This is a genomic window from Methylorubrum rhodinum (genome assembly GCF_014199935.1).
In the GTDB taxonomy this organism is placed as follows: Bacteria; Pseudomonadota; Alphaproteobacteria; order Rhizobiales; family Beijerinckiaceae; genus Methylobacterium; species Methylobacterium rhodinum.
On sequence record NZ_JACHOP010000007.1, the window covers coordinates 20,195 to 46,589 of the forward strand.

The window sequence follows — 26,395 nt, forward strand, 5'->3', positions numbered from 1 at the left end:
GTTCCGCCAACCCATCCCCGCATCCTGAGGTGACGCGAAGCAGCCTCAGGATGCGGGGGAGGATTGGCGACGCGGCCGTGTCGAGCCGCGTCAAGGCCCCGCGAGCACGGCCCGGATCGCGCCGATCACCTGCTCCTCGCTGTAGGGCTTGCGGATGAAGCGCCCCAGCGCCGGCACGTCGCCCTCCTTGGGGCGCACTTTTCCTGAGGTGATGACGATGCCGATCCCCGGCCAGCGCCGATGGATGCAGGCGGCGAGCTTGATGCCGTCGATGCCGAGCGGCATGTCGATGTCGGTGACGACCACACGGATGCCGGCCTCCCGGTCGAGGACGCGGATCGCCTCGTTGCCGTTGGTCGCCTCGCACACCGAAAAACCCGCGTCGCCGATCATCGCCGCCGCGGCGTGGCGGGTGACGGCGTCGTCCTCGACCACGAGCACGGTCGGCCTGGCCAGCCCTTCGCTCACGCTATCCCGTCCCCGACGCTACCGGCCCGCTCGAAGTCCCGCTCGGTCCCCGCTCGCACGGAACGTCCGGCCGGACAACCGGCCTGAACGGATATCGGGCCCCCACCGATCCCTATCGCGATCACGTCTTTCGCATCGCAGCGTCGACCCTGGATTTCCGCCCTCGCGCAGCTTAGACCTGAGGCCGGACAGGCCCCTCAGGCACTCTGGCGGAACGGGGCAGCGAGGGACCGGCCTTGGCCTCATCCAACGAACGTCGACGGGTGATGCTGCTCACCGGCGCGAGCCGGGGCATCGGGCACGCGACGGTGAAGCGCTTCTCCGCCGCGGGCTGGCGGGTCATCACCTGCTCGCGTCACCCCTTCCCCGAGAACTGCCCGTGGGAGATGGGCCCCGAGGACCACCTCCAGGTCGATCTGGCGGATGCCGCCGACACCGTGCGCGGCGTGCGCGAGGTGGCCGAGCGACTCGCCGCCGAGGGCGGGCTGCTGCACGCGCTCGTCAACAATGCCGGCATCTCGCCGAAGGGCCCCGGCGGCGCGCGGCTCGGAGCGCTCGGCACCGAGTACGCCGACTGGGCCCGCGTGTTCCAGGTCAACTTCTTCGCGCCGATTCTGTTGGCGCGGGGCCTGCGCGATGAACTCACCCGCGCCCGCGGCTCGGTCGTCAACGTGTCCTCGATCGCGGGCTCGCGGGTCCATCCCTTCGCGGGGGCGGCCTACGGCACCTCGAAGGCGGCGCTCGCCGGGCTGACCCGCGAGATGGCCGCCGATTTCGGGCCGCTCGGCGTGCGCGTGAACGCGATCTCGCCCGGCGAGATCGACACCTCGATCCTCTCGCCCGGCACCGACAAGCTGGTGGAGCAGATCCCGCAGCGGCGGCTGGGCACCCCGGACGAGGTCGCCAAGGCGATCTACTTCCTCTGCACCGAGGCCTCCTCCTACGTGAACGGCGCCGAACTCCACATCAACGGCGGCCAGCATGTGTGACCGCCGGGCGGCGCTCGCCGCCCTGCTGGCGCCCACCACCCTGCGGGCGCCCACCGCCCTGCTGGCCCTCGTCGCCCTCCCCGCCCTGGCCGAGCCCGCTTCGGTGCCGGCGGAGCCGCTCGACCTGCCCTTCCGGGTGACGGCGATGCGCGGCCCCGGCAGCGAGGTGGCGCTCGCGGTCGCGACCTCGGGCCTGCTGCCGGTCGCGCGCGCGGGCGCGAGCGCCGACCCGAAGCTCGCGCCGAAAGCGATCGAGGGCCCGCGGCCGGTGGTCGTGGTCTGGGGCGAGGGCGGCGGCGCGGTGATCCACCTCGACGGCGAGAGCTTGCGCACCACGCTGGTCGGCGCCGAGGTGATCGAGGGTTTTGCCGCAGCCGAATCCCCGCGCGGCGCCGTGCCGGGCTCGCGCATGGCGCAGGACGGCCCCTTGAGCGCCTACCTCACCGGCCCGACCCGGGCGCTCGGCGGCGCGCCGGGGCAGGCCGCGGGCCTCACCATCCGCGAGCGCCAGCCCGTCGGCGTCACCGCCGAGCCGAGGACGGTGCCGGTGACGACCAAGACCCTCACGCCCGGCCCCGATCAGGTGTTTGCCGGCCGCGCGCCGCGCATCGCCCAGCTCGACGGCCGCCCGGCGGTGATCGCCGTCACCGCGCAAGGCGCGGCGGAATCGAGCCTCGTCGTCGCGACGAAGGATTCGTCGAAGGAAAAGGGCGCGGCCTGGAGCCTCACGGCCCGGACGCCGCCGCAGGCCGGTGGCGCGCCGCTGAGCGTCGCCGGCATCGCCGCCTTCTCCGGAGCCGGCGCGTCCGAGATCGCCGCCGTGCGCGCGCCCGACGGCGAGGGCGTGCTCCAGCTCTGGCGCTCCGGTGGAGGCGCCTTGAGCCTTTCGGGCGAGTGGCCGGGCTATGCCGGTCCGGCGGCGGGCGAGGAGGCGCAACTGGCCGCCGTGCTGCCCGGCGACCCGCCGGCCCTGGTCCTGCCGCGGGCGGGCCGCGGCGCGCTCGCGGTGCTCTCGCTCAAGGGCGGCGCCCCGGTCGAGCGGCTGCGCATCCCCCTGCCCGCCCCCGCGGCCCACGGCGTCGCGGCCTTGAGTCCCAAAAGAATCCTCGTCGGCCTCAGTGACGGGCGGCTCGCCGCCGCGACGGTGGCGCCGTGAGCGCGGCAGCAGACGTTCCGGCGAACTTGCCGGCGGATTTGCCGGCGGACTTGCCCACCGACGACGGGCGCCTGTTTCCGGGCCGCCCGCTGATCGGCGTCTCGGTCGCGGTGATCCGCGATGGGCGCGTCCTGCTGGCGCAACGCGCCGCCGAGCCGATGCGCGGCGTCTGGACCCTGCCCGGCGGCCTCGTCGAGGCCGGCGAGCGACTGGCCGAGGCGGCGCTCCGCGAACTGGAGGAAGAGGTGGGCAGCCGCGCCGAGGTGGTCGGCCCGAGCCTGACGCCGACCGAGATCCTGATGCGCGACGCCGACGGCCGCCTGCGGCACCACTACGTCATCCATCCCCACGCCGCCCTCTGGCGCGCGGTCGAGCCCGCGCCGGGGCCGGAGGCGCTCGCTGTGCGCTGGGCCCGCCTCGACGAGGTCGAGGGCCTCGCCACCACGCCCGGCCTGATCGACACCCTGCGCGAGGCGTTTCTGCGCGTCTCCGCGGCCGGCGAGGAGACCGCATGAGGCGGCCGGCGATCCTCGCTCTGGCCGCCCTGCTGGCGCTCGGGCCCGTGCTGGCGGCGTCCGATGCGTGGGCGCAGCAGCGCTCCGCGCGTCCGCCGGCCAAGCCGCCCGAGAAAGAGAAAGAACCCCCGCCCCCGCCGGAGCCGCCGCCCGCGCCCTACGACCGCGACCTCCTGCGGCTCTCCGAGATCGTCGGGGCGCTCGCCTTCCTGCGCAACCTCTGCGCCGCCCCGGACGCCGCCGAGTGGCCCACCCGGATGAAGGCGATCCTCGAATCCGAAGGCGTCACGCCGGCCCGCCGGGACCGTCTGGCGGGGGCCTACAACCGCGGATTCCGCGGTTACAGCCTGACCTACCGGATCTGCACGCCCGCCGCGGGCGAGGCCGCCCGGCGCTTCGTCGCCGAGGGCGAGCGCCTCTCCCATGCCATCGCCGGCCGCTTCGGCGGTTGATTCCGTTGCTGAGCCCGAACCGTCTTCATGCGGGGGCGCGCCGTCCTGCGCCTGTCCCGAAGGCGCTCTGTTGCCCGAACGCCACAAGTCCGGCCGCTTCCGAAAAACCTTCGCAATCGAGCGTCCGCGTTAACCTCTTCGCAATTCCCCGCTTCCCGGCCCGTCCGGGAGGCCGTATCGTGCCGATGTCTTGCCGGCACCATGCCGGCCGGGAACCGAAGTGCGCGCCATGATCCATGACCCCGCTCCGTTCGAATCCGATCCGGAGAGCAAGCGCGCCGCGCTGGGCCTCGTGACCGAGGCGTTCGCCGAAGGCTGCCTCGACGGGATCGACGGCGACTGCATGGCCCAGGCCGCCCTGTTCGCCGCCTTCCAGGAACTCGTGGCCACCTACGGCGAGGACGCGACCGCCCGCTACGCCGAGAGCCTGCCCGAGCGCATCCGCGGCGGCGGCTTCACCACGACGCTGCAGCACTGAGGCCTCGTTCGCCCGGCTTGTCTCGCCAAACCCCCTCATCCTGAGGTGCGCGAAGCGGCCTCGAAGGAGCCCTCCTTCGAGGCTATGCTTCGCGGCACCTCAGGATGAGGGCGAGGGTTGGAAGAAGTGGCGATCGAGTCGATGCCAGTGTAAATCCGAAAATTCTACGTATATTCCTGTCGTGTCCACGCAGCCATGAAGTTTCGCATTTTGCGTATGCAGCGGCACGCCAAGTCGTGCGATTGTTACGACGAGCCCTCTCGGGATTTCGTCAGCAACGCGTAAGCGCGTGTGCTCTGCGTTTTGCGATCAAGTATCGCTGGATCGACCCTGAAGTCGTTCATCCGTCCCAGACACCGGCCATCGATATCGAGGGACGGCGCACCGCCGGACAACCCGTGGAGAGTCCGGCCGGCGTGTTCGAGGAACACGGCTGCGACCTCCCCCCGATGACGCGCTGGTTCCGCAGCCGCAACGGGCTGCACCTGATCGGGGCGCAGCCGCAATAAAGTTCGCCGCTCTCGATCACCCGGAATGACGATGGAATTCGAGCGGAGTCGAATCGATGGTCGGCCCGAGTTCGGTGCCGCAGCCTTCCTCAGCCCGTCGGCAACGCTTCCTCGAACACCACCGCCTCGCCCCGCGACGGGTTGGCGAGTTCCCCCTGCCACATCACCGGCACGCCGCGCACCACGGTGCCGACCGGCCAGCCGGTGACGGTCACGCCGTCATAGGGGGTCCAGCCGCATTTCGAGGCGATCCACTCGTTGCGGATCGTCTCGCGGCGCTTGAGGTCCACCACCGTCACGTCGGCGTCGTAGCCGAGCGCCAGCCGGCCCTTCCGACTGATCCCGAACAGGCGCTTCGGCCCCGCGCTCGTCAGGTCGACGAGGCGGGCGAGCGAGAGGCGCCCTGCCGCCACGTGGTCGAGCATGATCGGCACCAGCGTCTGCACCCCGGTCATGCCGGACGGCGAATCCGGATAGGGCTTGGCCTTCTCGTCCAGCGTGTGCGGCGCGTGGTCCGAGCCGAGCACGTCGACCACGCCCTGAGACAGGCCGCGCCAGAGGCCGTCGCGGTGGGCGGCGTCGCGCACCGGCGGGTTCATCTGCACCAGCGTGCCGAGGCGGGCATACGCCTCGGTGCCGTCGAGGGTGAGGTGATGCGGCGTCACCTCGACGCTCGCGACGTCCTTGGCCTCGGAAAGAATCGGCATCTCGTCCGCGGTCGAGATGTGCAGGATGTGGATGCGTGCGCCGGTCTCCCGCGCCAGCGCGATCAGCCGCTCGGTGGCCTTCACCGCGACCTCCGGCGAGCGCCAGACCGGGTGCGAGGCCGGGTCGCCCAGCACGCGCAGGTCTTTCCGTTCGCGCAGCATCGGCTCGTCCTCGGAGTGGAAGGCGGCGCGGCGGCGGATGTTTTTCAGGATCGCGCGCACGCCCGCATCGTCCTCGACGAGCAGCGAGCCGGTGGAGGAGCCGATGAACACCTTGATCCCCGCCGCCCCCGGCAGCCGTTCCAGGGCGGCGACGTCGCCCGCGTTCTCGTGGGTGCCGCCGACCCAGAACGCGAAGTCGCAATGCATGCGGTGATGGGCGCGCGCCACCTTGTCGGCGAGCGCCTCCGCACTCGTCGTCTGCGGGTCGGTGTTGGGCATCTCGAACACCGCCGTCACGCCGCCCATCACCGCGGCGCGCGAGCCCGACTCCAGATCCTCCTTGTGATCGAGGCCGGGCTCGCGGAAATGCACCTGGCTGTCGATGACGCCGGGGAGCAGGTGCAGGCCGCGGCAATCGCGCCGCTCGGTCGCCGCGGCGTTCGACAGGTCTCCGATGGCGGCGACGCGCCCCCCGCGGATGCCGAGATCGGCGGCGCGTTCGCCGTCGTGGTTGACCAGCGTGCCGCCGGCGAGGACGAGATCGAAGGGCGTGTCCATCGGGGCTCTTCCCTGTGCGCGGGCGATTGAGGCCGGGATGGGCGCGGCTTATGTCAGCCGCGGACCCCATGCAACGCCGACGCCGCCCTCAGGAGAGACCATGCCGATCGCCCTGCTGTCCGAGCGCGCCGTCGTCGCCGTCACGGGCGCGGACGCGACCGCCTTCCTCCAGGGCATCCTCACCTGCAACGTCGAGACCCTGCCCGAGGGCGAGGCGAGGCTCGGCGCCCTGCTGACGCCGCAGGGCAAAATCCAGTTCGATTTTCTGGTTTTTCGTGATGGCGCGGACGGTTTCAAGCTCGACGTGACGGCCGAGCGCGCGGCCGATCTCGTCAAGCGGCTCGGGCTCTACCGCCTGCGCGCCAAGGTGAGCATCGGTGCCGACCCGACGCTCGGCGTCGCCGCCGCCTGGGACGGCGCCGAGACCGCCGCCGAGACGATCCGGGTGCGGGACGGGCGCTTGCCCGCCCTCGGCGAGCGCCTCTACTTCACCGAGGGCGCCTTCTCGGCGGATGCCTCGGAGGCCGATTACCACGCCCACCGCATCGCGCTCGGCGTCCCCGAGGGCGGGCGCGACTTCGCGTTCAGCGACGCCTTCCCGCACGAGGCGCTGATGGATCAACTCGGCGGCGTGGACTTCAGGAAGGGCTGCTATGTCGGCCAGGAAGTGGTCTCGCGCATGCAGCACCGCGGCACCGCCCGCACCCGCATCCTGCCGCTGGTCTTCGCCGAAGGGCCGGCGCCCGCCCCCGGCACCGAGGTGACGGCGGGCGCTCGAACCCTCGGGCTCACCGGCAGCGCGGCGGGCGGGCGGGGCCTCGCCACGATCCGCCTCGACCGCCTCGGCGACGCGCTGGCCGCGGGCGAGCCGGTGCGGGCCGGCGGAAGCGTCGCGGGCGTGGAAAAGCCGGCCTTCGCCACCTTCGCCTTCCCCACCGACACGGCCGCCGCCGGATGAGCGCGAACGGGCTGATCACGGAGCACGCCGACGGCTGCCCCCGCTGCTGGTGGCCGGGGCTCGATCCGGTCTACGTCGCCTATCACGACACCGAATGGGGCGTGCCCGAGTACGATTCCCGCGCGCTTTACGAAAAGCTGATTCTCGACGGGTTCCAGGCCGGCCTGTCGTGGATCACCATCCTGCGCCGCCGCGAGGGGTTTCGCCGGGCCTTCCAGAACTTCGAGCCCGAGCGCATCGCCCGCTTCACGGACGACGACGTCGAGCGGCTGATGGGCGACACCGGCATCATCCGCAACCGCGCCAAGATCCGCGGGACGATCAGTGGGGCGCGGGCGTGGCTCGCCATCGAAGAGGCGGGGCCGGGCTTTTCGGACTTCCTCTGGGATTTCTGCGACGGCCGGCCGATCCAGACCAACGCCAGGAGCCGGGCCGACATCGCGACCGAGACGGAGGTCTCGAAAAGGATCGGCAAGGCCCTGAAGCAGAAGGGTTTCACCTTCGTCGGCCCCACCATCGTCCACGCCTTCATGCAGGCGGTCGGCATGGTCAACGACCACCTCGTCGGCTGCCACCGCCACGCGCCTTGCGCCGCCCTCGGCGAGACCTCCCGTTCGTGAACGCGCCGTCCCGAAATCCCAAAAAAGCGCGGGCGTGGCAGCGGATGCTGTCGGGGCGCCGCCTCGACCTGCTCGACCCGTCGGCGCTGGATGTCGAGATCGCCGACATCGCCCACGGGCTCGCCCGCGTCGCCCGCTGGAACGGGCAGACCGCCGGGCCGCACGTGTTCTCGGTGGCCCAGCACTCGCTTCTGGTCGAGGCCATCGGCGGCGCCCTCGACCCGCGGCTCGGCCCCCCGGAGCGGCTGGAACTGCTGCTGCACGATGCACCGGAATACGTCATCGGCGACATCATCTCGCCCCTCAAGAACGCCATCGGCGACGCCTATCGCAGCGTCGAGCGCCGCCTGCTCGGGGCGATCCGCCAGCGCGTCGGCCTGCCCGCCCCGGCTCCGGCGCTCGCCCGCCTCGTCAAGCGCGCCGACCGGATCGCGGCCTATCTGGAGGCGACGCGGCTCGCCGGCTTCTCCATGGCCGAGGCCGACCAGATTTTCGGCAGGCCCCCGGCCCTTCCGGATAGGGCGATGCCGGAGATCGAGGCGTTGCTGGTCCCCCGCCCGACCGCGGAGGCCGAGGCGGCCTATCGCGCCCGCCTCGGCGCGCTGCAAGGGGCCCCCTGAGTGTCCTCCCTCCACGTCTGCCCGCTGTCGCGGCTGCCCGAGACGCTGGCGGCGAGCGGGGCCAGCCATCTCGTGACGCTGGCGACACTCGGCAGCCCGGGGCTCGCCATCGAGCGCCCGGAAACGATCGCCCCCGATCACCATCTGCGGGTCGGCTTCAGCGACATCGTCGCGCCGATGGAGGGCCATCTCCCGCCGGGCGAGGCGCATGTGCGCGCCGTCCTCGACTTCGCCGCCGCCTGGAACCGGGAGCGCCCGCTGCTGCTGCACTGCTATGCCGGCATCAGCCGCTCGACGGCCGCCGCCTACGCGGTGGCCTGCGCGCTCTCACCCGAGCGCGACGAAACCGAGCTTGCCGCCGAATTGCGCCGGCTCGCCCCGAGCGCCACGCCGAACCGCCTGTTCGTGGCCATCGCCGACGATCTGCTCGGGCGGGAGGGCCGCATGAGCGCCGCCATCGCCGCGATCGGCCGCGGGGCGGAGGCGTTCGAGGGCACCCCGTTTCAACTCACCATGGCCTGACCCGCTCGCGCCAACGTGGTCTCGTGATCGGTCGCACGCAATCCACCGGGCTTGTGCGATGGAGGCCGTCCCGTCATAACCCGCGTCAACGGGGGATCGGGCAGGAAAGCCGGGATGGACGCTCAACGACCTGCCGCGCCCGCCGAGGTGCTGCCGGACGATCTGCCGTTCGAGCAGGCCATGGCGCAGCTCGAGGAGATCGTGCGCCGGCTGGAGCGCGGCGACGTGCCGCTGGACGAGTCGGTGGCGATCTACGAGCGCGGCGAGGCGCTCAAGCGCCATTGCGAGGCGCTGCTGAAGCGGGCCGAGGCACGCATCCAGACCATCGCGGTCGGCCCCGACGGCCGGGCCGCGGGCACCGCGCCGCTCGATGTCGAGTAGGCGAAATGCTCCTCTCTCAAACTCAAAAACTCGATGCGTGCGAAAATCTCGCGCGCTGTTCCTCACTTCGGGCATGAGGCTGCTCCGGTGGCACTAGCGGACACGACGATCCTCGAGGGGCTTGAGACGCCCGACCGGCTGCGGCTTCTGCCCGAGAGCAAGCTCCGGGACGTGGCGGACGCCGTGCGCGCCGAGATGATCGACGCCGTCTCGGTCACCGGCGGCCATCTCGGCTCGGGGCTGGGCGTGGTCGAACTGACGGTGGCGCTCCACCATGTGTTCGATACCCCCGACGACCGCATCGTCTGGGACGTCGGCCACCAGTGCTATCCGCACAAGATCCTGACAGGCCGCCGCGACCGCATCCGCACACTGAGGCAGGGCGGTGGCCTCTCCGGCTTCACCAAGCGCTCGGAGAGCGAATACGACCCGTTCGGCGCGGCGCATTCCTCCACCTCGATCTCGGCCGCGCTCGGCATGGCCGTCGGCCGCGACCTCGCGGAAGCCGATGCCAAAGCGAGGGGCGAAACGCCGCCCAAGCGCCGCAACATGGTGGCGGTGATCGGCGACGGCTCGATGTCGGCGGGCATGGCCTACGAGGCGATGAACAATGCCGGCGCGCTGCACTCGCGCCTGATCGTCATCCTCAACGACAACGACATGTCGATCGCGCCCCCCGTCGGCGCGATGTCGGCCTACCTCGCGCGGCTGGCGTCGGGCGGCACCTACCGGGGCCTGCGCGAGACGGCGAAGCAACTCGGCAAGCTCCTGCCCAAGGCCCTCTACGAGCGCGCGGCGGCGGCGGAGGAATATGCCCGCTCGCTGATCGTCGGCGGCGGCACCATGTTCGAGGAGATGGGCTTCCACTATGTCGGGCCCGTCGACGGGCACAACCTCAACCACCTGCTGCCGGTGTTGAAGAACGTCCGCGACTCGGACCAGGGTCCGATCCTGCTCCATGTCGTGACGCAGAAGGGCAAGGGCTACGGCCCGGCGGAGGCGTCCGCCGACCGTTATCACGGCGTGGTCAAGTTCGACGTGGTGTCCGGCGTGCAGGCCAAGGCCAAGGCGAACGCCCCGGCCTATACCCGCGTGTTCGGCGAGAGCCTGATCAAGGCCGCCGACGCCGATCCGAAGGTGGTGGCGATCACCGCCGCGATGCCCGGCGGCACCGGCATCGACCTGTTCGGCAAGGCGCACCCGGACAAGACCTTCGACGTCGGCATCGCCGAGCAGCACGCCGTGACGTTCGCGGGCGGTCTGGCGACGGAGGGCTACAAGCCGTTCGTGGCGATCTACTCGACCTTCCTGCAGCGGGCCTACGATCAGGTCGTGCACGACATCGCCCTGCAGAACCTGCCGGTGCGCTTCTGCCTCGACCGGGCCGGTCTGGTGGGTGCCGACGGCGCCACCCATGCGGGCGCGTTCGATCTGGCCTATCTCTGCTGCCTGCCGAACATGACGGTGATGGCGGCGGCCGACGAGGCCGAGCTGGTGCACATGGTGGCGACCGCGCATGCGCACGACAGCGGCCCGATCGCGCTCCGCTATCCGCGCGGCGAGGGCGTCGGCCTCGAGCTGCCGGAGAAGGGCGAGCCTCTCGCCATCGGCCGGGGCCGGGTGGTGCGCCGGCCCGAGGGGGCGCGGGTGGCGCTTCTCTCGCTCGGCACGCGGCTATCGGAGGCGCTGAAGGCGGCCGACGCCCTGGAGGCCGAGGGCGTGGCGGTGACGGTGGCGGATGCGCGCTTCGCCAAGCCGCTGGACGCGGAACTGGTGGTCGATCTGGCGAACCACCACGAGGTTCTGGTGACGGTCGAGGAGGGCTCGGTCGGCGGGTTCGGGGCGATGGTTCTGCATCTGCTCGCCGAGCGCGGCGTGCTGGATGCGGGCCGGGTGCGCGTGCGGACGCTCACGCTTCCGGACGCCTATCAGGACCACGACAAGCCGGAGAAGATGTACGCGCAGGCCGGCCTCGACGCCGAGGGTATCCTCAAGGCGGTGCGGGCTGCGCTGCCGCCGGGCGAAGTGGCGGAATCGCGCGAGAGCAGTGTGGTGAACCTGAAGCGATAAGCTGCCTCCACCGCCGAACCCTCCCCCCTCTGCGGGGGAGGGTGCCCCGCGGATGCGGGGCGGGAGAGGGGCGACGGTGCCGGATCAGGCGCCCGTCATCCGAAACAGCGCTCCTTCTTGCACCGTCGCTCCCCTCACCCGACCCTCGCTGACGCGAGGGCCACCCTCTCCCGCAGAGGGGAGAGGGTTTTCGGCGCAGCTTGCGCCCTACTTGATCACCGCGCACGCGATCCGCGGGCCCGCGCCGCCGATCGGCTGGGTGTTGTGGTCGTCCTCGTTGGCGTGGACGATGAGCGCCGAGCCGTCGCCGTCGCGTAGCCCCCCCTCGCCGGTCAGGGGGGTCTCGCTGGAGACCTCCGCGTTCACCGAGCCGTCCGCATTTGCGTAGACGTTGGGGAGGTCGCCCTCGTCCGGGCCGTCGGGGTTGAGCAGGCCGTGCTTGCTCTGGTCGTGGTTCACGTGGGCCTTCGACTTCTCGAACTTCTCCGTGTCCGAGCAGTCGCCGACCGCGTGGAAATGGATGCCGTGCCAGCCCGGCGGCAGGCCGCCGGCCTGGACCGTCACCCGCATGACGAGCGAGTTCGCCCCGTCGCGGATCATGATCTTTCCGATGGTCTCGCCCTTGCCGTTGGTGATCGCGCTCTCGTAGGTCTGCGGGGCGGAGGCTTCCTCTTTCGCCGGCTCCTTGCCCGGTTCCTTGGCCGGCGCTTGCGCGAGGGCGGGCGCGCACAGGGCCGCGAGCGCGGCGGCGGCCAGCGGGAGGCGTCGGTGGGCACGCGTCATGAGACCGCTCATCTGTCCTCGCATGGGTCGTTCGTCTCCCGATGGCGACCGCCCGGCGCAGGGCAATCGCTTGTGACCGTAGGGGAACCGGATTATCCGGCCCCGGCGCGGGCGCTCGAACTCGCACCGCGCGTTTGGCCCGCTCAAGGTAAGGCGTGCCGGGGCCGCGCGACAGGGGCGGGCCGGCGGCGGCCGTCACGAACCGCCCTTCACGAAACCGCGGGGCCGTAAAGAGAGAGACGATGACGGGCGAACGCCTCCGTGCCGACCGGGTGCTGGTCGAGCGCGGCCATTTCCGCAGCCGGGCGCAGGCGCGGGCCGCGATCGAGGCCGGCCTCGTCTTCGCCGACGGCTGCCCGGTGACCCGCCCCGCCGCCCCGATCGCCGAGGGCGCCCGGATCGAGGCCGCCGCCGCCCACCCCTACGTCTCCCGCGGCGGGCTGAAGCTCGCCGCCGCCCTCGACGCGCTCGGAATCGACCCCGCCGGCCTGCCCTGCCTCGATGTCGGCGCCTCGACCGGCGGCTTCACCGACGTGTTGCTGCGGCGCGGGGCGGCGCATGTCCACGCCGTCGATGTCGGCCGCGATCAGTTCGACGCGTCCTTGCGCGCCGACCCCCGCGTGAGTGTCCGCGAGGGCACCGACATCCGCAGCCTCGAGGGGCTCGACCCGGCGCCGCGGCTCGCCGTCGTCGACGTGAGCTTCATCGGCCTGCGCCTCGTGCTGCCGAGCGTCTCCCGCCTGCTCGCGGGGGAGGCGGCGCTGGTGGCGCTGATCAAGCCGCAATTCGAGGCCGGGCGCGAGCGGGTCGGACGCGGCGGCATCGTCCGCGACGAGGCCGTGCATGCGGAGGTCTGCGAGGCGGTGCGGCGGCTCCTGACCGATCTCGGCTTCACTCTCCTCGGCCTGATCCCCTCCCCCGTCGAGGGCGGCGACGGCAACCGCGAATTCCTGATCGGCGCCAAGCGAACGAACCATGTCTGAGCCTGAAACCCTGACCATCGCCCGCCTCGGCGCCCGCGGCGACGGCCTTGCCGAGGACGGCTTGCCCGTGCCCGGCGCGCTGCCCGGCGAGCGCGTGCAGGTGCACCGCGAGGGCCGCCACGGCACCCTCGTCGCCGTCGAGACGCCCTCGCCCGAGCGGATCGCGCCGTTCTGCCCGTACTATTCCGCGTGCGGCGGCTGCGCCGTGCAGCACCTCGCGCCCGAACCTTATGCGGACTGGAAGCGCGGCATCGTCGAAGGCGCGCTGGCGCAGGCGCGGATCGAGACGCAGCTGGCGCCGCTCCTCGACGCGCGAGGCGAGGGAAGGCGGCGCATCGTGCTGCACGTGCGCGAGATCGAGGGCCGGGCGCGGGCCGGGCTGATGGCGGCGCGCAGCCACGCGCTGGTGCCCCTCGACCATTGCCCGATCACCGTGCCGGGCCTGCACCGGGCGCCCGCGGTCGCCGAGGCGCTGGCCGCCCCGCTGGGCCACGGCCGCAAGCCCCTCGACATGGCCGTGACCGCCGCCGGGGCCGGGCTCGACGTCGATATCCGCGGCCACGGGCCGGTGAGCGAGGGCGTGCGCGGCGTCCTGACCCGGCTCGCGGGCGAACTCGACCTCGCCCGGCTGTCGCTGCACGGCGACGTCGTGGTGGAGCGCCGCGGGCCGGCGGTCGGCGAGGGGATGGCCCGGCGCGTGCCGCCGCCCGGCGGCTTCCTCCAGGCGACGGCTTCGGGCGAGGCGGCGCTGACCGCGCTCGTGCTGGAGCCGATGGGCAAGGCCAAGCGCGTGGCCGACCTCTTCTGCGGCAGCGGCCCCTTCGCCCTGGCGCTGGCCGCGACCGGCCGCGAGGTCCATGCCGCCGAGGGCGACGCGGGCTCGATCCAGGCGTTGACCCGCGCCTACCGGGCGGCGGCCGGCCTGTCGCGGATCGATGCGGAGGCGCGCGACCTGTTTCGCCGCCCGGTGCTCGGGCCCGAACTCGACCGTCTCGACGCCGTGGTGTTCGATCCGCCGCGGGCGGGCGCGGAGGCGCAGGCGCGCCGGCTTGCGGAATCGAAGGTGCCGCTGGTGGTGGGGGTCGCCTGCGACCCCGGCACCTTCGCCCGCGACGCCGCCATCCTGATCGCGGGCGGCTACCGGCTGGAGCGGGTGACCCCGGTCGATCAGTTCGCGTGGTCGGGCCATGTCGAGCTCGTCGGCGTGTTCCGCAAGACCGCCCCCAAGCCCCGCCGGCTCCGCTGAGCGCCACGCCCCGTCAGGGGTCCCAAGGGCGAGCCCTTGGCGGGTCCGGGCAGAGCCCGGATTCGCTTGCCTCTCAGAACAGCTCGCCCTGAACGGCAGCCCGCGGCGCCGGCGCCGCCCGCGCCCGGCCGACCGGCTCGATCAGGTCCGGGTCGTCGTGGCGGGTGCCGTTGACGCGCTCGCTCACGGCATCGAGCCGCAGCCATGCGTCGGGGTAGGGGCGGCAGAGCTGGGCGGCCTCGGGGCCGTCCACCCTCGGGTCGAGCCACGCATCGACCGCCTCGGGGCTCAGGATCGCGGGCATGCGCTCGTGGATCGCGCTGAGCGTCCCGTTGGCCGAGCAGGTGACGATGGCGGCGGTGTCGACCTCCGAGCCGTCGGCGCCGCCCCAGGGCTCCCACAGGCCGGCGAGCGCCATCGGCGCACCGTCGGTCCGGCGCACCGCGAAGGGTTGCTTGACCGCCCCCTTGCCGCTGCCCTTGCCCGTCCCTTCCCGGCGCCATTCGTAGAAGCCATCGGCGAGGAAGATGCAGCGCCGGTGCCGCAAGGCCCCGCGAAAGGCCGGCTTCTCGCCGGCCGATTCGATGCGGGCGTTGAACAGCACCGGAAACCCGTTCGGGTCCTTGAGCCAAGTCGGCCACAGGCCCCAGCGCACCAGCCGGAACTGCCGCTTGCCCTGCTCGGTCAGCACGACCGGCACCGGCTGGGTCGGGGCGATGTTGTAGCGCCCAGGGAAGTTCGGCCGCTCGGAATAGCCGTAGACCGTCCGGTAGACCTCCGGAGGCTGACCGATGAAGAAGCGTCCGCACATTTTTTCGATCTGGTATGCGGACGGGCAGAGGATCAAGGCGTCACAGACGGCCCCGCACAGAATTGGTTCTTCCCTGCTGGGCCTCAAGCGCTGGCGGCCGCGTCCGCGGCCTGAGGCTGTTCGCTCCGCTCGACGCCTCGGCCGGCGCCGAGGCCCGCGGCGCTCTTCGCGCCGGGCCATCCGGTGCCATCGCTCGGACGAGCGATGGCACCCTCTTCGACCATATGTCCCGTTGCGCGCGGCGTCCGCGGCGCTACGTTGGCGACCATGACATCCCCCGCCACGGCGACCGGCCCCGAGCCCGTCCTTCAGGTGCGGGCCGTGCCGGGCCTCGCCCGGTTCGAGGCCGCCGAGTGGGACGCCTGCGCCACCTCTCCCGAGACCCTCTCGGCCGGCGACGAGACCTTCAACCCGTTCGTCTCCCACGCCTTCCTCTCGGCGCTGGAGGAATCGGGCTGCGTCTCCCGCCGCACCGGCTGGCTGCCGCTGCATGTGCGCGTCGAGCGCGAGGGCCGGCTCGTCGGCGCCGCGCCCTGCTACCTGAAGTCCCACAGCCAGGGCGAATACGTGTTCGACCATGCTTGGGCCGACGCCTACGAGCGGGCCGGCGGCAGCTACTACCCGAAGCTGCAAGTGAGCGTGCCGTTCACCCCCGTGACCGGCCCGCGCTTCCTGATCGCGCCGGGGGAAGACCCGGATGCGGCGGCTTCCGCCATCGTCGCGGGCCTGCGGGCGCTGCGGGAAGAGACGGAGGCCTCCTCGATCCACGCCACCTTCCTGCGGGAGCGCGAATCGGATCAGGCGGAAGCGCTCGGGATGCTGCCGCGGATTGACCAGCAGTTCCACTGGATCAACGAGGGCTACGGCACCTTCGACGACTTCCTCTCGGCGCTGGCCTCGCGCAAGCGCAAGGCGATCAAGCGCGAGCGGCGCGACGCGCTCAGCCCAGGCATCACCATCGAGCACCGCACCGGGTCCGAGATCACGGAGGCCGACTGGGACGCCTTCTACGCATTCTATCAGGACACCGGCGCCCGCAAATGGGGCCGGCCCTATCTCAACCGGCGCTTCTTCTCGCTGATCGGCGAGCGGATGGCGGAGCGCATCCTGCTCGTCTTCGCCCGAAAGGACGGGCGGCCGATCGCGGGCGCCATCAACTTCATCGGCGACACCGCGCTCTACGGGCGCAACTGGGGCTGCGTCGAGGACCATCCGTTCCTGCATTTCGAGGTCTGCTACTATCAGGCGATCGATTTCGCGCTGGCTCGCGGCCTCAAGCGGGTGGAAGCGGGCGCGCAGGGCGAGCACAAGCTCGCCCGCGGCTACCGCCCGGTGGCGATGCACTCGGCCCACGATTTCGCCGATGCGGGCCTCGGCCGCGCGGTGGGCGACTATCTGAAGCGGGAGAGGGCCGCCGTGCGCGCAGCCATCGACGAGTACGCGCAGATGTCGCCGTTCCGCCGCGGCGGACAGGATTGCGAGGATTCATGAGCCCGATCGACCGCATCCGTAGCTACGCCGACGAGCTGACCGCGCTGCGGCGCGACCTCCACGCCCATCCCGAGATCGGGTTCGAGGAGGTGCGGACCTCTGCAATCGTCGCCGAGCATCTGGAAAAATTCGGCATCGAGGTCCACCGGGGGCTGGGCAAGACCGGCGTCGTCGGCGTGCTGCAGGGGCGCCCCGGCAAGCGCCGGATCGGGCTGCGCGCCGACATGGACGCCCTGCCGATCACCGAGGAGACCAACCTCCCCTACCGCTCGACCACGCCCGGCACGATGCACGCCTGCGGGCACGACGGGCACACCACCATGCTGGTCGGCGCAGCCCGCTACCTCGCCGAGACCCGCGACTTCGACGGCACCGCGGTGTTCGTGTTCCAGCCGGCGGAGGAGGGCTTGGGCGGCGCCCGCGCGATGATCGCCGACGGCCTGTTCGAACGCTTCCCCGTCGACGAGATCTACGCCCTGCACAACGCGCCCCAGGGGCCGCACGGCGTGTTCCAGACCCGAGCCGGGCCGATGATGGCCGCAGCCGACTTCTTCGACATCCGCATCACCGGGCGCGGGGCGCACGCGGCGATGCCGCAGCAGGGCATCGATCCGATCGTGATCGCCACCGGGCTCGCCCAGGCGATGCAGTCGATCGTCAGCCGCAACAGCGACCCGCTCAAGGCCGCGGTGGTCTCGATCACGCAAGTTCACGCGGGCGCAGCCTACAACGTCATCCCCGAGGGCGCCCACCTCGCCGGCACCGTGCGGACCTTCGACGCCGGTTTGCGCAAGCTGGTCGGCCAGCGCATCCGTGAGCTGGCCCAGGGCTTCGCCGCCGCCTACGGCGCCACCATCGAAGTGGACCTGCGCGACGTGTTCTCGGTGCTCGACAACAGCGCCGAGCAGGCGCGGGCCGCGGCCGAGATCGCGACCGAGCTGTTCGGCACCGACAAGGTCGATGCCGACACCATCCCGCGGATGGGCAGCGAGGATTTCGCCGACATGGTCGCGGCGGTTCCGGGCGCCTATGCGTGGCTCGGCGCAACGCCGGGGCCGGGCCTGCACAATGCCAGCTTCGATTTCGACGACAGTTTGATTCCGCTCGGGGCGGCGTATCTGGCGCGGGTGGTGGAGCGGCGGGCGCGGGTTTGAGGCGACTCGCCCGAGCGCGTCGGTCGCCGTGCATCCCCTCGCCCCGCATGCGGGGAGAGGGCCGCGACGACCCTGTCGTCGTCGCGGCAAGGCGGCAGCCGGGGGTGAGGGGGCGGTTCCGGACGAGCCTCTTTCGTCGAGTCCCCCTCACCGCCGCTCCGGCTTCACCTCCGCTTCCTGCATGGACGACGAGGTCCATGCAGGCCTCTCCCCGCGTGCGGGGAGAGGGGGGAACCGTCTGAGGTCACGAGGGAAAACTGGAAACCGTTCCGCCGCCGCCTCAGGCCGGCACGGCCGAGCCGGGCGGGGCCGCCTCCGGACCGGCAGGTGCTACGGTCGGGCTCGCGGCGGGGGTCGCCACATCCTTCTTCGCCGCATCCGTCGTGGCGTCGTGGGCCTTGCGGTCCTGGATCTCGATGAAGACCCGCTTCACGTCCGGGCTCTTGGCCTTGATGCACCGCTCCAGCCGCGCCACCGTCTGCTCCACCTCGCCCGCGGGCATCTCGTCGGCGAAGTCGAGGCTGAGGTTCACCAGGATGTCGGAGGGGCCGAGATGCTGGGTCAGCACCTCGTTGACGTGGCGCACCGCCCGCTCCTCGCGCACGGCGGCGTCGATCGCGCGGACCACCTCCGGGTCGGCGGCCTCGCCGATCAAGAGGCCGTGGGTCTCGAACATCAGGAAGATCGACATGCCGATCAGCACCACGCCGATGCCGATCGAGGCCCAGCCGTCCAGCACCGGCATGTCGAGCACATGCGCCGCGACCACGCCGCTCATCGCGATGACGAGGCCGATCAGCGCCGCCACGTCCTCGACCAGGATGGTGTAGAGCGACGGGTCCTTGCTGCGCTTGATCGCGGTGATCGCGGTGCGGTTGCCCTTCTCGGCCCAGAACGCCTTCACCGCCACGAAGCAGGAATAGCCCTCGGCCAGGATCGCGAAGCCGAGGATCGAGACGTTCACCCAGAAGCCCGACAGGGGGATGCCGAACACGGTGGCATCGGCGGCGGGTTCGGGATGCTGGATCTTGTGGGCGCCCTCGTAGATCGCGAAGATGCCGCCGCCGAGGAAGATGAACAGCGCGACGATGAAGGCGTAGAAGTAGACCTCGCGCCCGTAGCCGAAGGGGTGTTTGGCATCGGCCGGCTTATCCGCCCGCTTGAGTCCGACGAGCAGCAGGATCTGGTTGGCGGTGTCCACCAGCGAGTGCGCGCCCTCCGCCAGCATCGCGGTCGAGCCGGTCAGGAAGGCGCCGACGAACTTCGCCGCCGCGATGGCGAGGTTGGCCCCCGCCGCCGTGTAGATCGCACCCGTGCTCTCGGCCATTCTCGCGCTCCCGTTCGGCGCACCGGAAGCGTCGCCGTCGTCACGGGGCACTCAACGCGCGCATGGGCCGCAAGGTTCGACGCGCTTTTTTCGGGATGATTTTTCGCAGTCGACGGCGCGGGGCCGCCCGTGCAACCTGCCGGGCAACCGGAGGAGCCCGATGACGCCGACATACGACCCGGACAACATCTTCGCGAAGATCCTGCGTGGGGAAATTCCGGCCCACAAGGTCTACGAGGACGCGCACACGCTGGCCTTCATGGACGTGATGCCTCAGGGCGAGGGGCACACCCTGGTGATCCCCAAGGCGCCGAGCCGCGGCCTGCTCGATGCCGAGCCGGCGACGCTCGCCGCGCTGATCGCGAGCGTGCAATGGGTCGGGCGCGCGGTGCGGAAGGCGTTCGAGGCCGACGGGCTGACCGTGTTCCAGTTCAACGAGCCGGCGGGCGGGCAGACGGTGTTCCATCTGCACTTTCACGTGATTCCGCGCCGCGAGGGCGTGCCGCTCAAGCGTCACGAGGGCGGCATGGCCGACAACGCGGTGCTGGCCGAGCACGCCGCGCGCATCCGCGCCGCGCTCGACGAGGCGGCGTGAGGCTCAGGCCGCGCTCGTGGTTTTCTCTGCGCTCAGGCCGCGCTCGCCTTGGCGGCGCTCAGGGTGGCGAGCACGGAGCGCAGGGCCGCGTTCTCGGCCTCCAGCTCGGCGATCCGGCGCAGCAGCACGCCGATGGACGCGTCGGGCAGGGGCGCCGGCTCGGCGGCGGCCGGCTTCGCGTGGTGGTCGGCGAAGGCGATGCCCACCCCGCCGTCGCGGCGCCAGCGCAGCGTGCAGCGGAAGGTCTCGTCCTTCTGCGGGATGTAGAGGTCGAACACCTCCGGCAGGGTGCTGGTCTCGGAGAGTTCCAGCCGCGCGCCGGTCTCCGACAGGTCGCGGATCAGGCAGTCCATCGAGGACGCGCCCTTGTTGAAGAGAATCCGCCCTTTCAGGAAGGTGCGCTTGCGGATGTCCTGGCGCTGCTCGCTGCTCATGGAGTCGGCCTCCGTCCCCGACGATCCCGAAGAGCCTAGACCGGGAGCCGTTAAGGAAAGCTCGACGGAACCCGCGACACGGCCACGGGACCTACGGTTTCACGAGGCTTTCTCGTCGAGCGCCTGGAACAGGTAGAAGCCGTTGAAGCGCACGGCGGTGGCGGCGGCGCGGTCGTCGAAGCCGGGGGGCGGGGCGGCCTGCGCGTCGATCTTGCCGCCGAAGGTCCAGCGGCGCCCGCCGACGAAGCGCGGCACGGCGTGGCTCTCCGGCACCGCGCAGCACAGGGCCTCCTCGCCCTTGCGCCGGAACACGTTGTAGCTGCGCATCGGTGGCCCTCCGCTTCGCCGCATCCTCGGAAGGGCGATAGCCCGGCAATCGGTCCGGTTTGTGTCGGCGACGATGGCATCGTGGCCGGGGGAGGGCGGGGTGTGCGGCGGCGCACGGGGCGATGCGCGGGTCTGGAACGGTTTCGAACGATCTGCCGCGCGCAGGACCTGACGGGCCGCGATCCCACCCTCCCCCCTCATCCTGAGGTGCTGCGCAGCAGCCTCGAAGGAGGGCTCCAGTTCCCGCGCGATCCCTGGAGCCCTCCTTCGAGGGCGACGCTTCGCGCCGCCACCTCAGGATGAGGGTGTGGGTGGGAGGATCGTCATCGCCCTCACTCCACCGGCACGTTCCGCTCCAACTCGTCCAGCCACGCCCGCGCGGTCGAATCGGAAGGCGCGCGCCAGTCGCCCCGCGGGGAGAGAGCGCCGCCGGCCGAGACTTTTGGGCCGTTGGGCAGCGCCGAGCGCTTGAACTGGCTGAAGCGGAAGAACCGGTCGAGGAACACCGACAGCCAGCGCCGGATCGTCGGCAGATCGTAGGCGATGCGCTTGGCTTCCGGGAAATCCGGCGGCCAGTCGCCCCGCCCCGCGTCGCCCCAGGCGTGAAGCGCAAGATAGGCGATCTTCGACGGCGCGAAGCCGTGGCGCAGGGTGAACCACAGCGAGAAATCCTGCAGCGCGTAGGGACCGATCTTGGCTTCCGTGCTCTGCGGCCCCTCCCCCTCGGTGGCCGGTACGAGTTCGGGGGAAATCTCGGTGTCGAGCACGGCGCGCAGCGTCCGGTTCTCGGCCTCGCCGAACTGTCCGGAGGCGATGACCCAGCGGATCAGGTGCTGGATCAGGGTCTTGGGCACGCCCGCGTTGACGCCGTAGTGGCTCATCTGGTCGCCGACGCCGTAGGTCGACCAGCCGAGCGCCAGCTCCGACAGGTCGCCGGTGCCGATGACGATGCCGCCGTGCCGGTTGGCGAGCCGGAACAGGTAATCGGTGCGCAAGCCCGCCTGCACGTTCTCGAAGGTGACGTCGTAGACCGCCTCGCCGCGCCCGAACGGGTGGCCCATGTCGGTCAGCATCTGCCGGGCGGCTGGGCGGATGTCGATCTCTTCCGACGTGGTGCCGAGCGCCCGCATCAGGGCGTGGGCGTTGGTCTTGGTCTCGTCCGAGGTGGCGAAGCCCGGCAGCGTGTAGGCCAGGATGTTTTTTCGCGGGAGGCCGAGCCGGTCGAAGGCTTTCGCCACCACGATGAGGGCGTGGGTCGAGTCGAGCCCGCCCGAGACGCCGATCACCGCCCGCTTGGTGCCGGTGGCCGACAACCTCTGGGCGAGGCCCGCCACCTGGATGTTGTAGGCCTCGTAGCAATCCTGGGCGAGGCGGGCCGGGTCGGCGGGCACGAACGGGAAGCGCTCGACGCGCCGCTTCAGGCCCAGATCGCCGGACGGCGGATCGAGGCGGAACGGGATCGTGCGGAACGGTGCAGTCCGCGCCCGCGCGTTGTCGTCGAGGCTGCCGGCCTGGCGCCGCTCCTGGGTCAAGAGATCGAGGTCGATGTCGGCGAGCGTCGCCACCGGCTTGTCCGGGAAGCGCTCGCCTGCGGCCAGCCGCACGCCGTTCTCGTCGATGCTGGTCTGCCCGTCCCAGGACAGGTCGGTGGTGGATTCGCCCGTGCCCGCGGCGGCGTAGACGTAGGCGCACAGGCCCCGCATCGAGGCGGCGCGGGTCAGGAGTTCGCGGGAATCGGCCCGGCCGACGGTGATCGGGCTGCCCGAGATGTTGGCGATGACGGTGGCGCCCGCCAGCACCGCGTCCATCCCCGGCGTCTGCGGCACCCACAGATCCTCGCAGACCTCGATGGCCAGCCGAAAGCCCGGCACGTCGTCGGCCGTAAACAGCAGGTCGGTGCCGAACGGCGCCGCGTGCCCGGCGACCCGGATCGTCTCGCCCGTGATCCCGGCGCCGGAGGCGAAGTGGCGCTTCTCGTAGAACTCCCGGTAGTTCGGCAGATAGCTTTTGGGCACCACGCCGAGGAGCCGCCCGCCGTGGATCGCGAGCGCACCGTTGTAGAGCCGGTGGCCCCAGCGGACCGGCGCGCCGACGACGAGGACGGGGGTGAGGCGAGCGCTCGCCGCGACCAGCCGCGCGATCCCGGCCTCGACCGCATCGAGCAGGGCGGTCTGCAGAAGCAGGTCCTCGATCGCGTAGGACGAGACGCAGAGTTCGGGGAAGACGGCGAGCGCGGCGCCTTCCCTATGGCACTCCCCGGCGAGCGCCAGGATCGCCTCGACATTGGCCGCCGGGTCGCCCGGATGGCTGCGCCCGGTGCAGGCCGCGACGCGGGCGAAGCCATGGGCGTAGAGCGAGCGGAAGGGCTTTTGCGGATTGCTCTGGCTCACCGTGACCTCAATGCTCGCCTTTGGGCGCGCCTACCGCTGCGGACGGGCGGAAGGCACGGATTTTCAATAGTTTGGCGGCGCATCCTCACCCTTGCCGGCAGCGGCGAGGGGCAAGTCCTACAAAAAGCCGCCAAGGGTTCAACCCCACACAGGAATATCCGTTTCGGCCGCCCCGCGCATCGCGCCCGCGGGACGGGTCGCATGCGGGGAGGGCAAGCGTTCGTTAACGACGATCCGCCTAACTGGGGGGCGAACCGCTCCAGGGGGAGCCGGAACCTTGTTTCGAGTCATCTCACAGATCATGCGCGCTTCGGGACGGCCTCCGTATTCGCATCGAGATCCGTCGCGGCCGAGCCGCGGCGGCGATCGTCTGGATCTGTCGGCGGGCGGCCTCGCCCACCGGCTGATGAACCTGCGCGCCAACCTCACCCGGCGCTTCGTCGGCGCCCCGCCCGCCCCGCCGCGGGCGCTGCCACGCGCCTTGCCCCATCCGCACGCGACCGATCCGGCCGTGCCCGGTCCGGACGGGTTCGAGGCCGGCGCGATGCCGAGCTGGCTGGTGCCGCCGGGGGCGATGCTCGGCCGCGGGCCCGCACCGCAGGATTGGGAGCCGCAGGAGCCTGCCTTCGAGATGCCCGCCCCTGCCCGCCCCTACGAGGCTTACGCGGATCAGGCCGAGCCGGCGTTCGAGAGCCGCATCGACACCCGCGCCTCCGGGCCCGGCGTTCTCGTGCGCACGCCCCGCCGCCCCGCCGCCATCGCCCCCGAGGCGGCGCCGCTGCCGGCGGTCCACGCGATGCAGCAGGGGCTCGCCCAGGCGATGCCGCAGCTCAACCCCGAGCCCGCCGTGCGTTTCACCCGCACGCCCGACCCGGTGCTGATGGAGCGCCGCCGCCGGGCGCTGGAGGCCGAGCGCGAGGCGCAAGATCGCGCCCAGGCCCTGCTCGACGCGCAGATCGCCGCGGAGGCCGCCGCGCGCGAGGCCGAGCAGGCGCGTCTGGCCGCCATCGAGGCCGCCGAGCGCGAGGCCGAGGCTGCGGCCGTGCGGGCGGAAGAATCCGCCCGGGCGCTCGCGGCGCAGACCGTGGAGTCGATGGACGGCGTGCCGAGCTGGCGCCGTCCGTTCGTGCCGCCGCCGGGCGTGCGCTTCTTCCGCACCCCCGACCGCCGTCCGAAGCCCGCCGAACCGGTCCCCGTGGTCGAGGTGCTGCCCGAGCCCGTCGCGGTCGAGGCCGTGGCTCTCCCCGCCGAGGCGGTCTTCGAGGCGCCGTTCATCCCGCCGGTCCCGGCCGAGCCGTCCGACTGGGCCGACGTGCCCGATTGGTCGGAGCTGCATGGCTGGTTCGGCCCCGCCGAGGGGCAGGTCGTCGAGGTTCGGGTCGTCGAGGTGCCGGCGCCCGAGGCGCAGGCTCCCGAGGCGCACGCCGTCGAAGCGTCGGTCATCGAGGCCTTCGCCGTCGAGGCGGCTGTGGTCGAGACGGCTCCGGTCGAGTCGGTGCCCGTCGAGGCCGTCGCCCCGGCCGCGGAGCGGCCCGCCTTCCAGCCCGTCCCGCGCCGCCGGCTCCACGCCATGGCCGCCCGCGCCGCGATCTTCCCCGCCGACGCGTTCGAGGCCTGGAACGGCCCCGGCTTCGCGACGGCCGAGGCGCCCGCTGCCGTCCCGGCCCCCTCCCCTGCCCCGCAGGAGATCTTCGTCGAGCCGGAAGCGTTCGCCCCGCAGCCGGTCGCCCCCGCCCACACGGTCGCCGCGGTCCAGCCGCTGACGATTCCCGCCCGCCCGGTCCTGCTGCGCAGCAAGGCGGCGCCCGCCGACGAGGCCGCCCTGATCGCCGAGGCGTTCGAGGAGCCCGTGATCGAGGCGATCCCTGAGCCCGTCGTCGAGGAGCCCGCCGAGGAGGTCGCCCCTGCCCCCGTCGCCGCCGAGCCGGAGAACCGGCCCCGCGCGTATCTGCCCGAGCGCCCGGCCCTGATCCCGGCCGGCCGCCATCTGGAGATGACCTTCGTCGGCAACGCCGACTACGAACTGCCCTCCCTCGAACTGCTGGCCGAGCCGCCGCTGCCCGACGGCGAGGAGGTCGATGCCGACGAGCTGGAGCAAAACGCCCTCAACCTCCAGCAGACCGTGCAGGACTTTGGCGTGCGCGGCGATATCCTGGCCGTGCGCCCCGGTCCGGTCGTGACCCTCTACGAGCTGGAGCCGGCGCCGGGCACCAAGTCGAGCCGCGTCATCGGCCTGTCGGACGACATCGCCCGCTCGATGTCCGCCGTCTCCGCCCGCGTCGCCGTGGTGCCGGGCCGCAACGTCATCGGCATCGAGCTGCCGAACCAAGTGCGCGAGACCGTGTACCTGCGCGAACTCCTCGCCTCGGTCGATTTCGTCGATTCGAAGCACAAGCTCGCCCTGTGCCTCGGCAAGAACATCGGCGGCGAGCCGATCATCGCCGACCTCGCCCGCATGCCGCACCTGCTGGTCGCCGGCACCACGGGTTCGGGCAAGTCGGTCGCCATCAACACCATGATCCTGTCGCTGCTCTACCGGCTGAAGCCGGAAGAGTGCCGCCTGATCATGGTCGATCCCAAGATGCTGGAACTGTCGGTCTACGACGGCATCCCGCACCTGCTCTCCCCCGTCGTCATCGACCCGAAGAAGGCGGTCATCGCGCTGAAATGGGCCGTGCGCGAGATGGAGGAGCGCTACAAGAAGATGTCGAAGATCAGCGTGCGCAACATCGACGGGTACAATGCCCGGATGAAGGAGGCGCGCGAGCGGGGCGAGATCATCACCCGCACGGTCCAGACCGGCTTCGACCGCACCACCGGCGAGGCGGTGTTCGAGGAGCAGGAGATGGACCGCTCGGCGCTGCCCTACATCGTCATCGTGGTCGACGAGATGGCCGACCTGATGATGGTGGCCGGCAAGGACATCGAGGGCGCGATCCAGCGCCTCGCCCAGATGGCGCGCGCGGCCGGCATCCACCTGATCATGGCGACGCAGCGCCCCTCGGTCGATGTCATCACCGGCACGATCAAGGCGAACTTCCCCACCCGCATCTCCTTCCAGGTGACGAGCAAGATCGACTCGCGCACCATCCTGGGCGAGATGGGTGCCGAGCAGCTCCTGGGTCAGGGCGACATGCTGTTCATGGCCGGCGGCGGGCGCACCACCCGCGTCCACGGCCCGTTCTGCTCGGACAGCGAGGTCGAGACCGTCGTGGCGCACCTCAAGCGCCAGGGCCGGCCCTCCTACTTGGAGGCCGTCACCGCCGACGACGGCTCGTCCGACCAGCCGGAAAAACCCGCCAAGGGCGGGAAGGCCGCGGCGAAAGCCGAGAAGGACGACTTCGCCGAGGTCGAGGAGGCCGACGCTCCGGTCTTCGACATCGGCGCCTTCGCGGCGACCGCGGGCGCGGAGGGCGGCGAACTCTACGAGCAGGCCATCGCCGTGGTGCTGCGCGACCGCAAGGCCTCGACGAGCTACATCCAGCGCCGCCTCCAGATCGGCTACAACCGCGCCGCCTCGATCATGGAGCGGATGGAGATCGAGGGCATCGTGGGACCTGCCAACCACGCGGGAAAACGCGAGATCCTGGTCGAGGGCCTCGGCGGCGCGCCGGCCGGCGGCTACGACGACGAGTGATGTCAAATCCGGCCCCCGTCGCATATTCGCCACAGGGGCCGGCTCTATCGCA

25 protein-coding genes are annotated in these 26,395 nt (G+C 71.7%); 17 read left to right on the forward strand and 8 right to left on the reverse strand.

Going from position 1 to position 26,395, the window contains the following annotated elements; genetic code table 11:
* Positions 1 to 90 precede the first annotated feature (90 nt).
* Positions 91 to 468: a response regulator gene (locus tag HNR00_RS10505; protein ID WP_183568980.1), complete on the reverse strand. Its 378-nt coding sequence runs from the start codon at positions 466 to 468 to the stop codon at positions 91 to 93.
* A gap of 266 nt (positions 469 to 734) precedes the next feature.
* On the opposite strand from HNR00_RS10505, the gene HNR00_RS10510 reads away from it, so the two are divergent.
* The 5 genes from HNR00_RS10510 (at position 735) to HNR00_RS10530 (ending at position 4,058) form a co-directional block, all read left to right on the forward strand.
* Positions 735 to 1,457 (forward strand): SDR family NAD(P)-dependent oxidoreductase, encoded by a 723-nt coding sequence (locus HNR00_RS10510; protein WP_056238887.1) that lies wholly within the window; start codon positions 735 to 737, stop codon positions 1,455 to 1,457.
* On the forward strand, positions 1,450 to 2,613 hold the full coding sequence (locus tag HNR00_RS10515; RefSeq protein ID WP_246390534.1) for a hypothetical protein: 1,164 nt from the start codon (positions 1,450 to 1,452) through the stop codon (positions 2,611 to 2,613). The genes HNR00_RS10510 and HNR00_RS10515 overlap by 8 nt, the downstream gene beginning before the upstream one ends.
* Positions 2,614 to 2,663: 50 nt before the next feature.
* Complete coding sequence (locus tag HNR00_RS10520) at positions 2,664 to 3,128, forward strand: NUDIX hydrolase (protein ID WP_246390536.1); 465 nt, start codon at positions 2,664 to 2,666, stop codon at positions 3,126 to 3,128.
* Entirely contained in the window at positions 3,125 to 3,580 is a 456-nt protein-coding gene (locus HNR00_RS10525; protein WP_183568982.1) for a TIGR02301 family protein, read from the forward strand. Before HNR00_RS10520 ends, HNR00_RS10525 begins: the two co-directional genes overlap by 4 nt.
* Before the next feature lie 229 nt (positions 3,581 to 3,809).
* The gene (locus tag HNR00_RS10530) at positions 3,810 to 4,058 is read left to right on the forward strand and encodes a hypothetical protein (RefSeq protein ID WP_183568984.1); all 249 of its coding nucleotides are present in this window, start codon (positions 3,810 to 3,812) and stop codon (positions 4,056 to 4,058) included.
* A 598-nt stretch (positions 4,059 to 4,656) separates the two neighbouring features.
* Here HNR00_RS10530 and HNR00_RS10535 read toward each other — a convergent pair.
* Complete coding sequence (locus HNR00_RS10535) at positions 4,657 to 5,994, reverse strand: dihydroorotase (RefSeq protein ID WP_183568986.1); 1,338 nt, start codon at positions 5,992 to 5,994, stop codon at positions 4,657 to 4,659.
* A 100-nt stretch (positions 5,995 to 6,094) separates the two neighbouring features.
* On the opposite strand from HNR00_RS10535, the gene ygfZ reads away from it, so the two are divergent.
* The 6 genes from ygfZ to dxs all read left to right on the forward strand — a co-directional run bounded on the left by ygfZ (position 6,095) and on the right by dxs (position 11,165).
* Entirely contained in the window at positions 6,095 to 6,952 is an 858-nt protein-coding gene (ygfZ, locus tag HNR00_RS10540; RefSeq protein ID WP_183568988.1) for a CAF17-like 4Fe-4S cluster assembly/insertion protein YgfZ, read from the forward strand.
* Positions 6,949 to 7,572 (forward strand): DNA-3-methyladenine glycosylase I, encoded by a 624-nt coding sequence (locus HNR00_RS10545; protein WP_183568990.1) that lies wholly within the window; start codon positions 6,949 to 6,951, stop codon positions 7,570 to 7,572. The genes ygfZ and HNR00_RS10545 overlap by 4 nt, the downstream gene beginning before the upstream one ends.
* Positions 7,573 to 7,616: 44 nt before the next feature.
* Positions 7,617 to 8,192 (forward strand): HD domain-containing protein, encoded by a 576-nt coding sequence (locus HNR00_RS10550; RefSeq protein WP_183569249.1) that lies wholly within the window; start codon positions 7,617 to 7,619, stop codon positions 8,190 to 8,192.
* Positions 8,193 to 8,714: a tyrosine phosphatase family protein gene (locus HNR00_RS10555; protein WP_183568992.1), complete on the forward strand. Its 522-nt coding sequence runs from the start codon at positions 8,193 to 8,195 to the stop codon at positions 8,712 to 8,714.
* 114 nt (positions 8,715 to 8,828) lie between these two features.
* Positions 8,829 to 9,095: an exodeoxyribonuclease VII small subunit gene (locus HNR00_RS10560; protein WP_183568994.1), complete on the forward strand. Its 267-nt coding sequence runs from the start codon at positions 8,829 to 8,831 to the stop codon at positions 9,093 to 9,095.
* An 87-nt stretch (positions 9,096 to 9,182) separates the two neighbouring features.
* Positions 9,183 to 11,165 (forward strand): 1-deoxy-D-xylulose-5-phosphate synthase, encoded by a 1,983-nt coding sequence (dxs, locus tag HNR00_RS10565; protein ID WP_183568996.1) that lies wholly within the window; start codon positions 9,183 to 9,185, stop codon positions 11,163 to 11,165.
* Between the two features lie 207 nt (positions 11,166 to 11,372).
* On the opposite strand, the gene HNR00_RS10570 is transcribed toward dxs, so the two are convergent.
* Complete coding sequence (locus tag HNR00_RS10570) at positions 11,373 to 11,948, reverse strand: superoxide dismutase family protein (RefSeq protein WP_376770369.1); 576 nt, start codon at positions 11,946 to 11,948, stop codon at positions 11,373 to 11,375.
* Between the two features lie 242 nt (positions 11,949 to 12,190).
* Here HNR00_RS10570 and HNR00_RS10575 point away from each other — a divergent pair, with 242 nt between their 5' ends.
* Both HNR00_RS10575 and HNR00_RS10580 read left to right on the forward strand, forming a co-directional pair.
* Complete coding sequence (locus HNR00_RS10575) at positions 12,191 to 12,931, forward strand: TlyA family RNA methyltransferase (RefSeq protein ID WP_183569000.1); 741 nt, start codon at positions 12,191 to 12,193, stop codon at positions 12,929 to 12,931.
* Positions 12,924 to 14,177, forward strand: coding sequence for a class I SAM-dependent RNA methyltransferase (locus HNR00_RS10580; RefSeq protein WP_183569002.1), 1,254 nt, complete (start codon positions 12,924 to 12,926; stop codon positions 14,175 to 14,177). Before HNR00_RS10575 ends, HNR00_RS10580 begins: the two co-directional genes overlap by 8 nt.
* Before the next feature lie 73 nt (positions 14,178 to 14,250).
* Here HNR00_RS10580 and HNR00_RS10585 read toward each other — a convergent pair whose 3' ends face one another.
* Complete coding sequence (locus HNR00_RS10585) at positions 14,251 to 14,988, reverse strand: SOS response-associated peptidase (RefSeq protein ID WP_183569004.1); 738 nt, start codon at positions 14,986 to 14,988, stop codon at positions 14,251 to 14,253.
* Between the two features lie 267 nt (positions 14,989 to 15,255).
* Between HNR00_RS10585 and HNR00_RS10590 the strand changes: the two genes are divergently transcribed.
* Positions 15,256 to 16,479, forward strand: a complete 1,224-nt coding sequence (locus HNR00_RS10590) for a GNAT family N-acetyltransferase (RefSeq protein WP_183569006.1) — start codon at positions 15,256 to 15,258, stop codon at positions 16,477 to 16,479.
* The gene (locus HNR00_RS10595; protein ID WP_183569008.1) at positions 16,476 to 17,633 is read left to right on the forward strand and encodes a M20 aminoacylase family protein; all 1,158 of its coding nucleotides are present in this window, start codon (positions 16,476 to 16,478) and stop codon (positions 17,631 to 17,633) included. The genes HNR00_RS10590 and HNR00_RS10595 overlap by 4 nt, the downstream gene beginning before the upstream one ends.
* A gap of 280 nt (positions 17,634 to 17,913) precedes the next feature.
* On the opposite strand, the gene HNR00_RS10600 is transcribed toward HNR00_RS10595, so the two are convergent.
* Positions 17,914 to 18,960: a cation diffusion facilitator family transporter gene (locus tag HNR00_RS10600; protein WP_183569010.1), complete on the reverse strand. Its 1,047-nt coding sequence runs from the start codon at positions 18,958 to 18,960 to the stop codon at positions 17,914 to 17,916.
* A 160-nt stretch (positions 18,961 to 19,120) separates the two neighbouring features.
* On the opposite strand from HNR00_RS10600, the gene HNR00_RS10605 reads away from it, so the two are divergent.
* Positions 19,121 to 19,555 (forward strand): HIT family protein, encoded by a 435-nt coding sequence (locus HNR00_RS10605; protein WP_183569012.1) that lies wholly within the window; start codon positions 19,121 to 19,123, stop codon positions 19,553 to 19,555.
* Between the two features lie 32 nt (positions 19,556 to 19,587).
* Here the strand turns inward: HNR00_RS10605 and HNR00_RS10610 are convergent, their stop codons facing one another.
* From HNR00_RS10610 to HNR00_RS10620, 3 genes are all read right to left on the reverse strand, one after another.
* The gene (locus HNR00_RS10610) at positions 19,588 to 19,989 is read right to left on the reverse strand and encodes a PilZ domain-containing protein (RefSeq protein ID WP_183569014.1); all 402 of its coding nucleotides are present in this window, start codon (positions 19,987 to 19,989) and stop codon (positions 19,588 to 19,590) included.
* 99 nt (positions 19,990 to 20,088) lie between these two features.
* Entirely contained in the window at positions 20,089 to 20,316 is a 228-nt protein-coding gene (locus tag HNR00_RS10615) for a hypothetical protein (protein WP_183569016.1), read from the reverse strand.
* Between the two features lie 332 nt (positions 20,317 to 20,648).
* Complete coding sequence (locus HNR00_RS10620; protein ID WP_183569018.1) at positions 20,649 to 22,706, reverse strand: NAD(+) synthase; 2,058 nt, start codon at positions 22,704 to 22,706, stop codon at positions 20,649 to 20,651.
* A gap of 406 nt (positions 22,707 to 23,112) precedes the next feature.
* Here HNR00_RS10620 and HNR00_RS10625 point away from each other — a divergent pair, with 406 nt between their 5' ends.
* Positions 23,113 to 26,343, forward strand: coding sequence for a DNA translocase FtsK (locus tag HNR00_RS10625; RefSeq protein WP_183569019.1), 3,231 nt, complete (start codon positions 23,113 to 23,115; stop codon positions 26,341 to 26,343).
* The last annotated feature ends 52 nt before the right edge of the window (positions 26,344 to 26,395 follow it).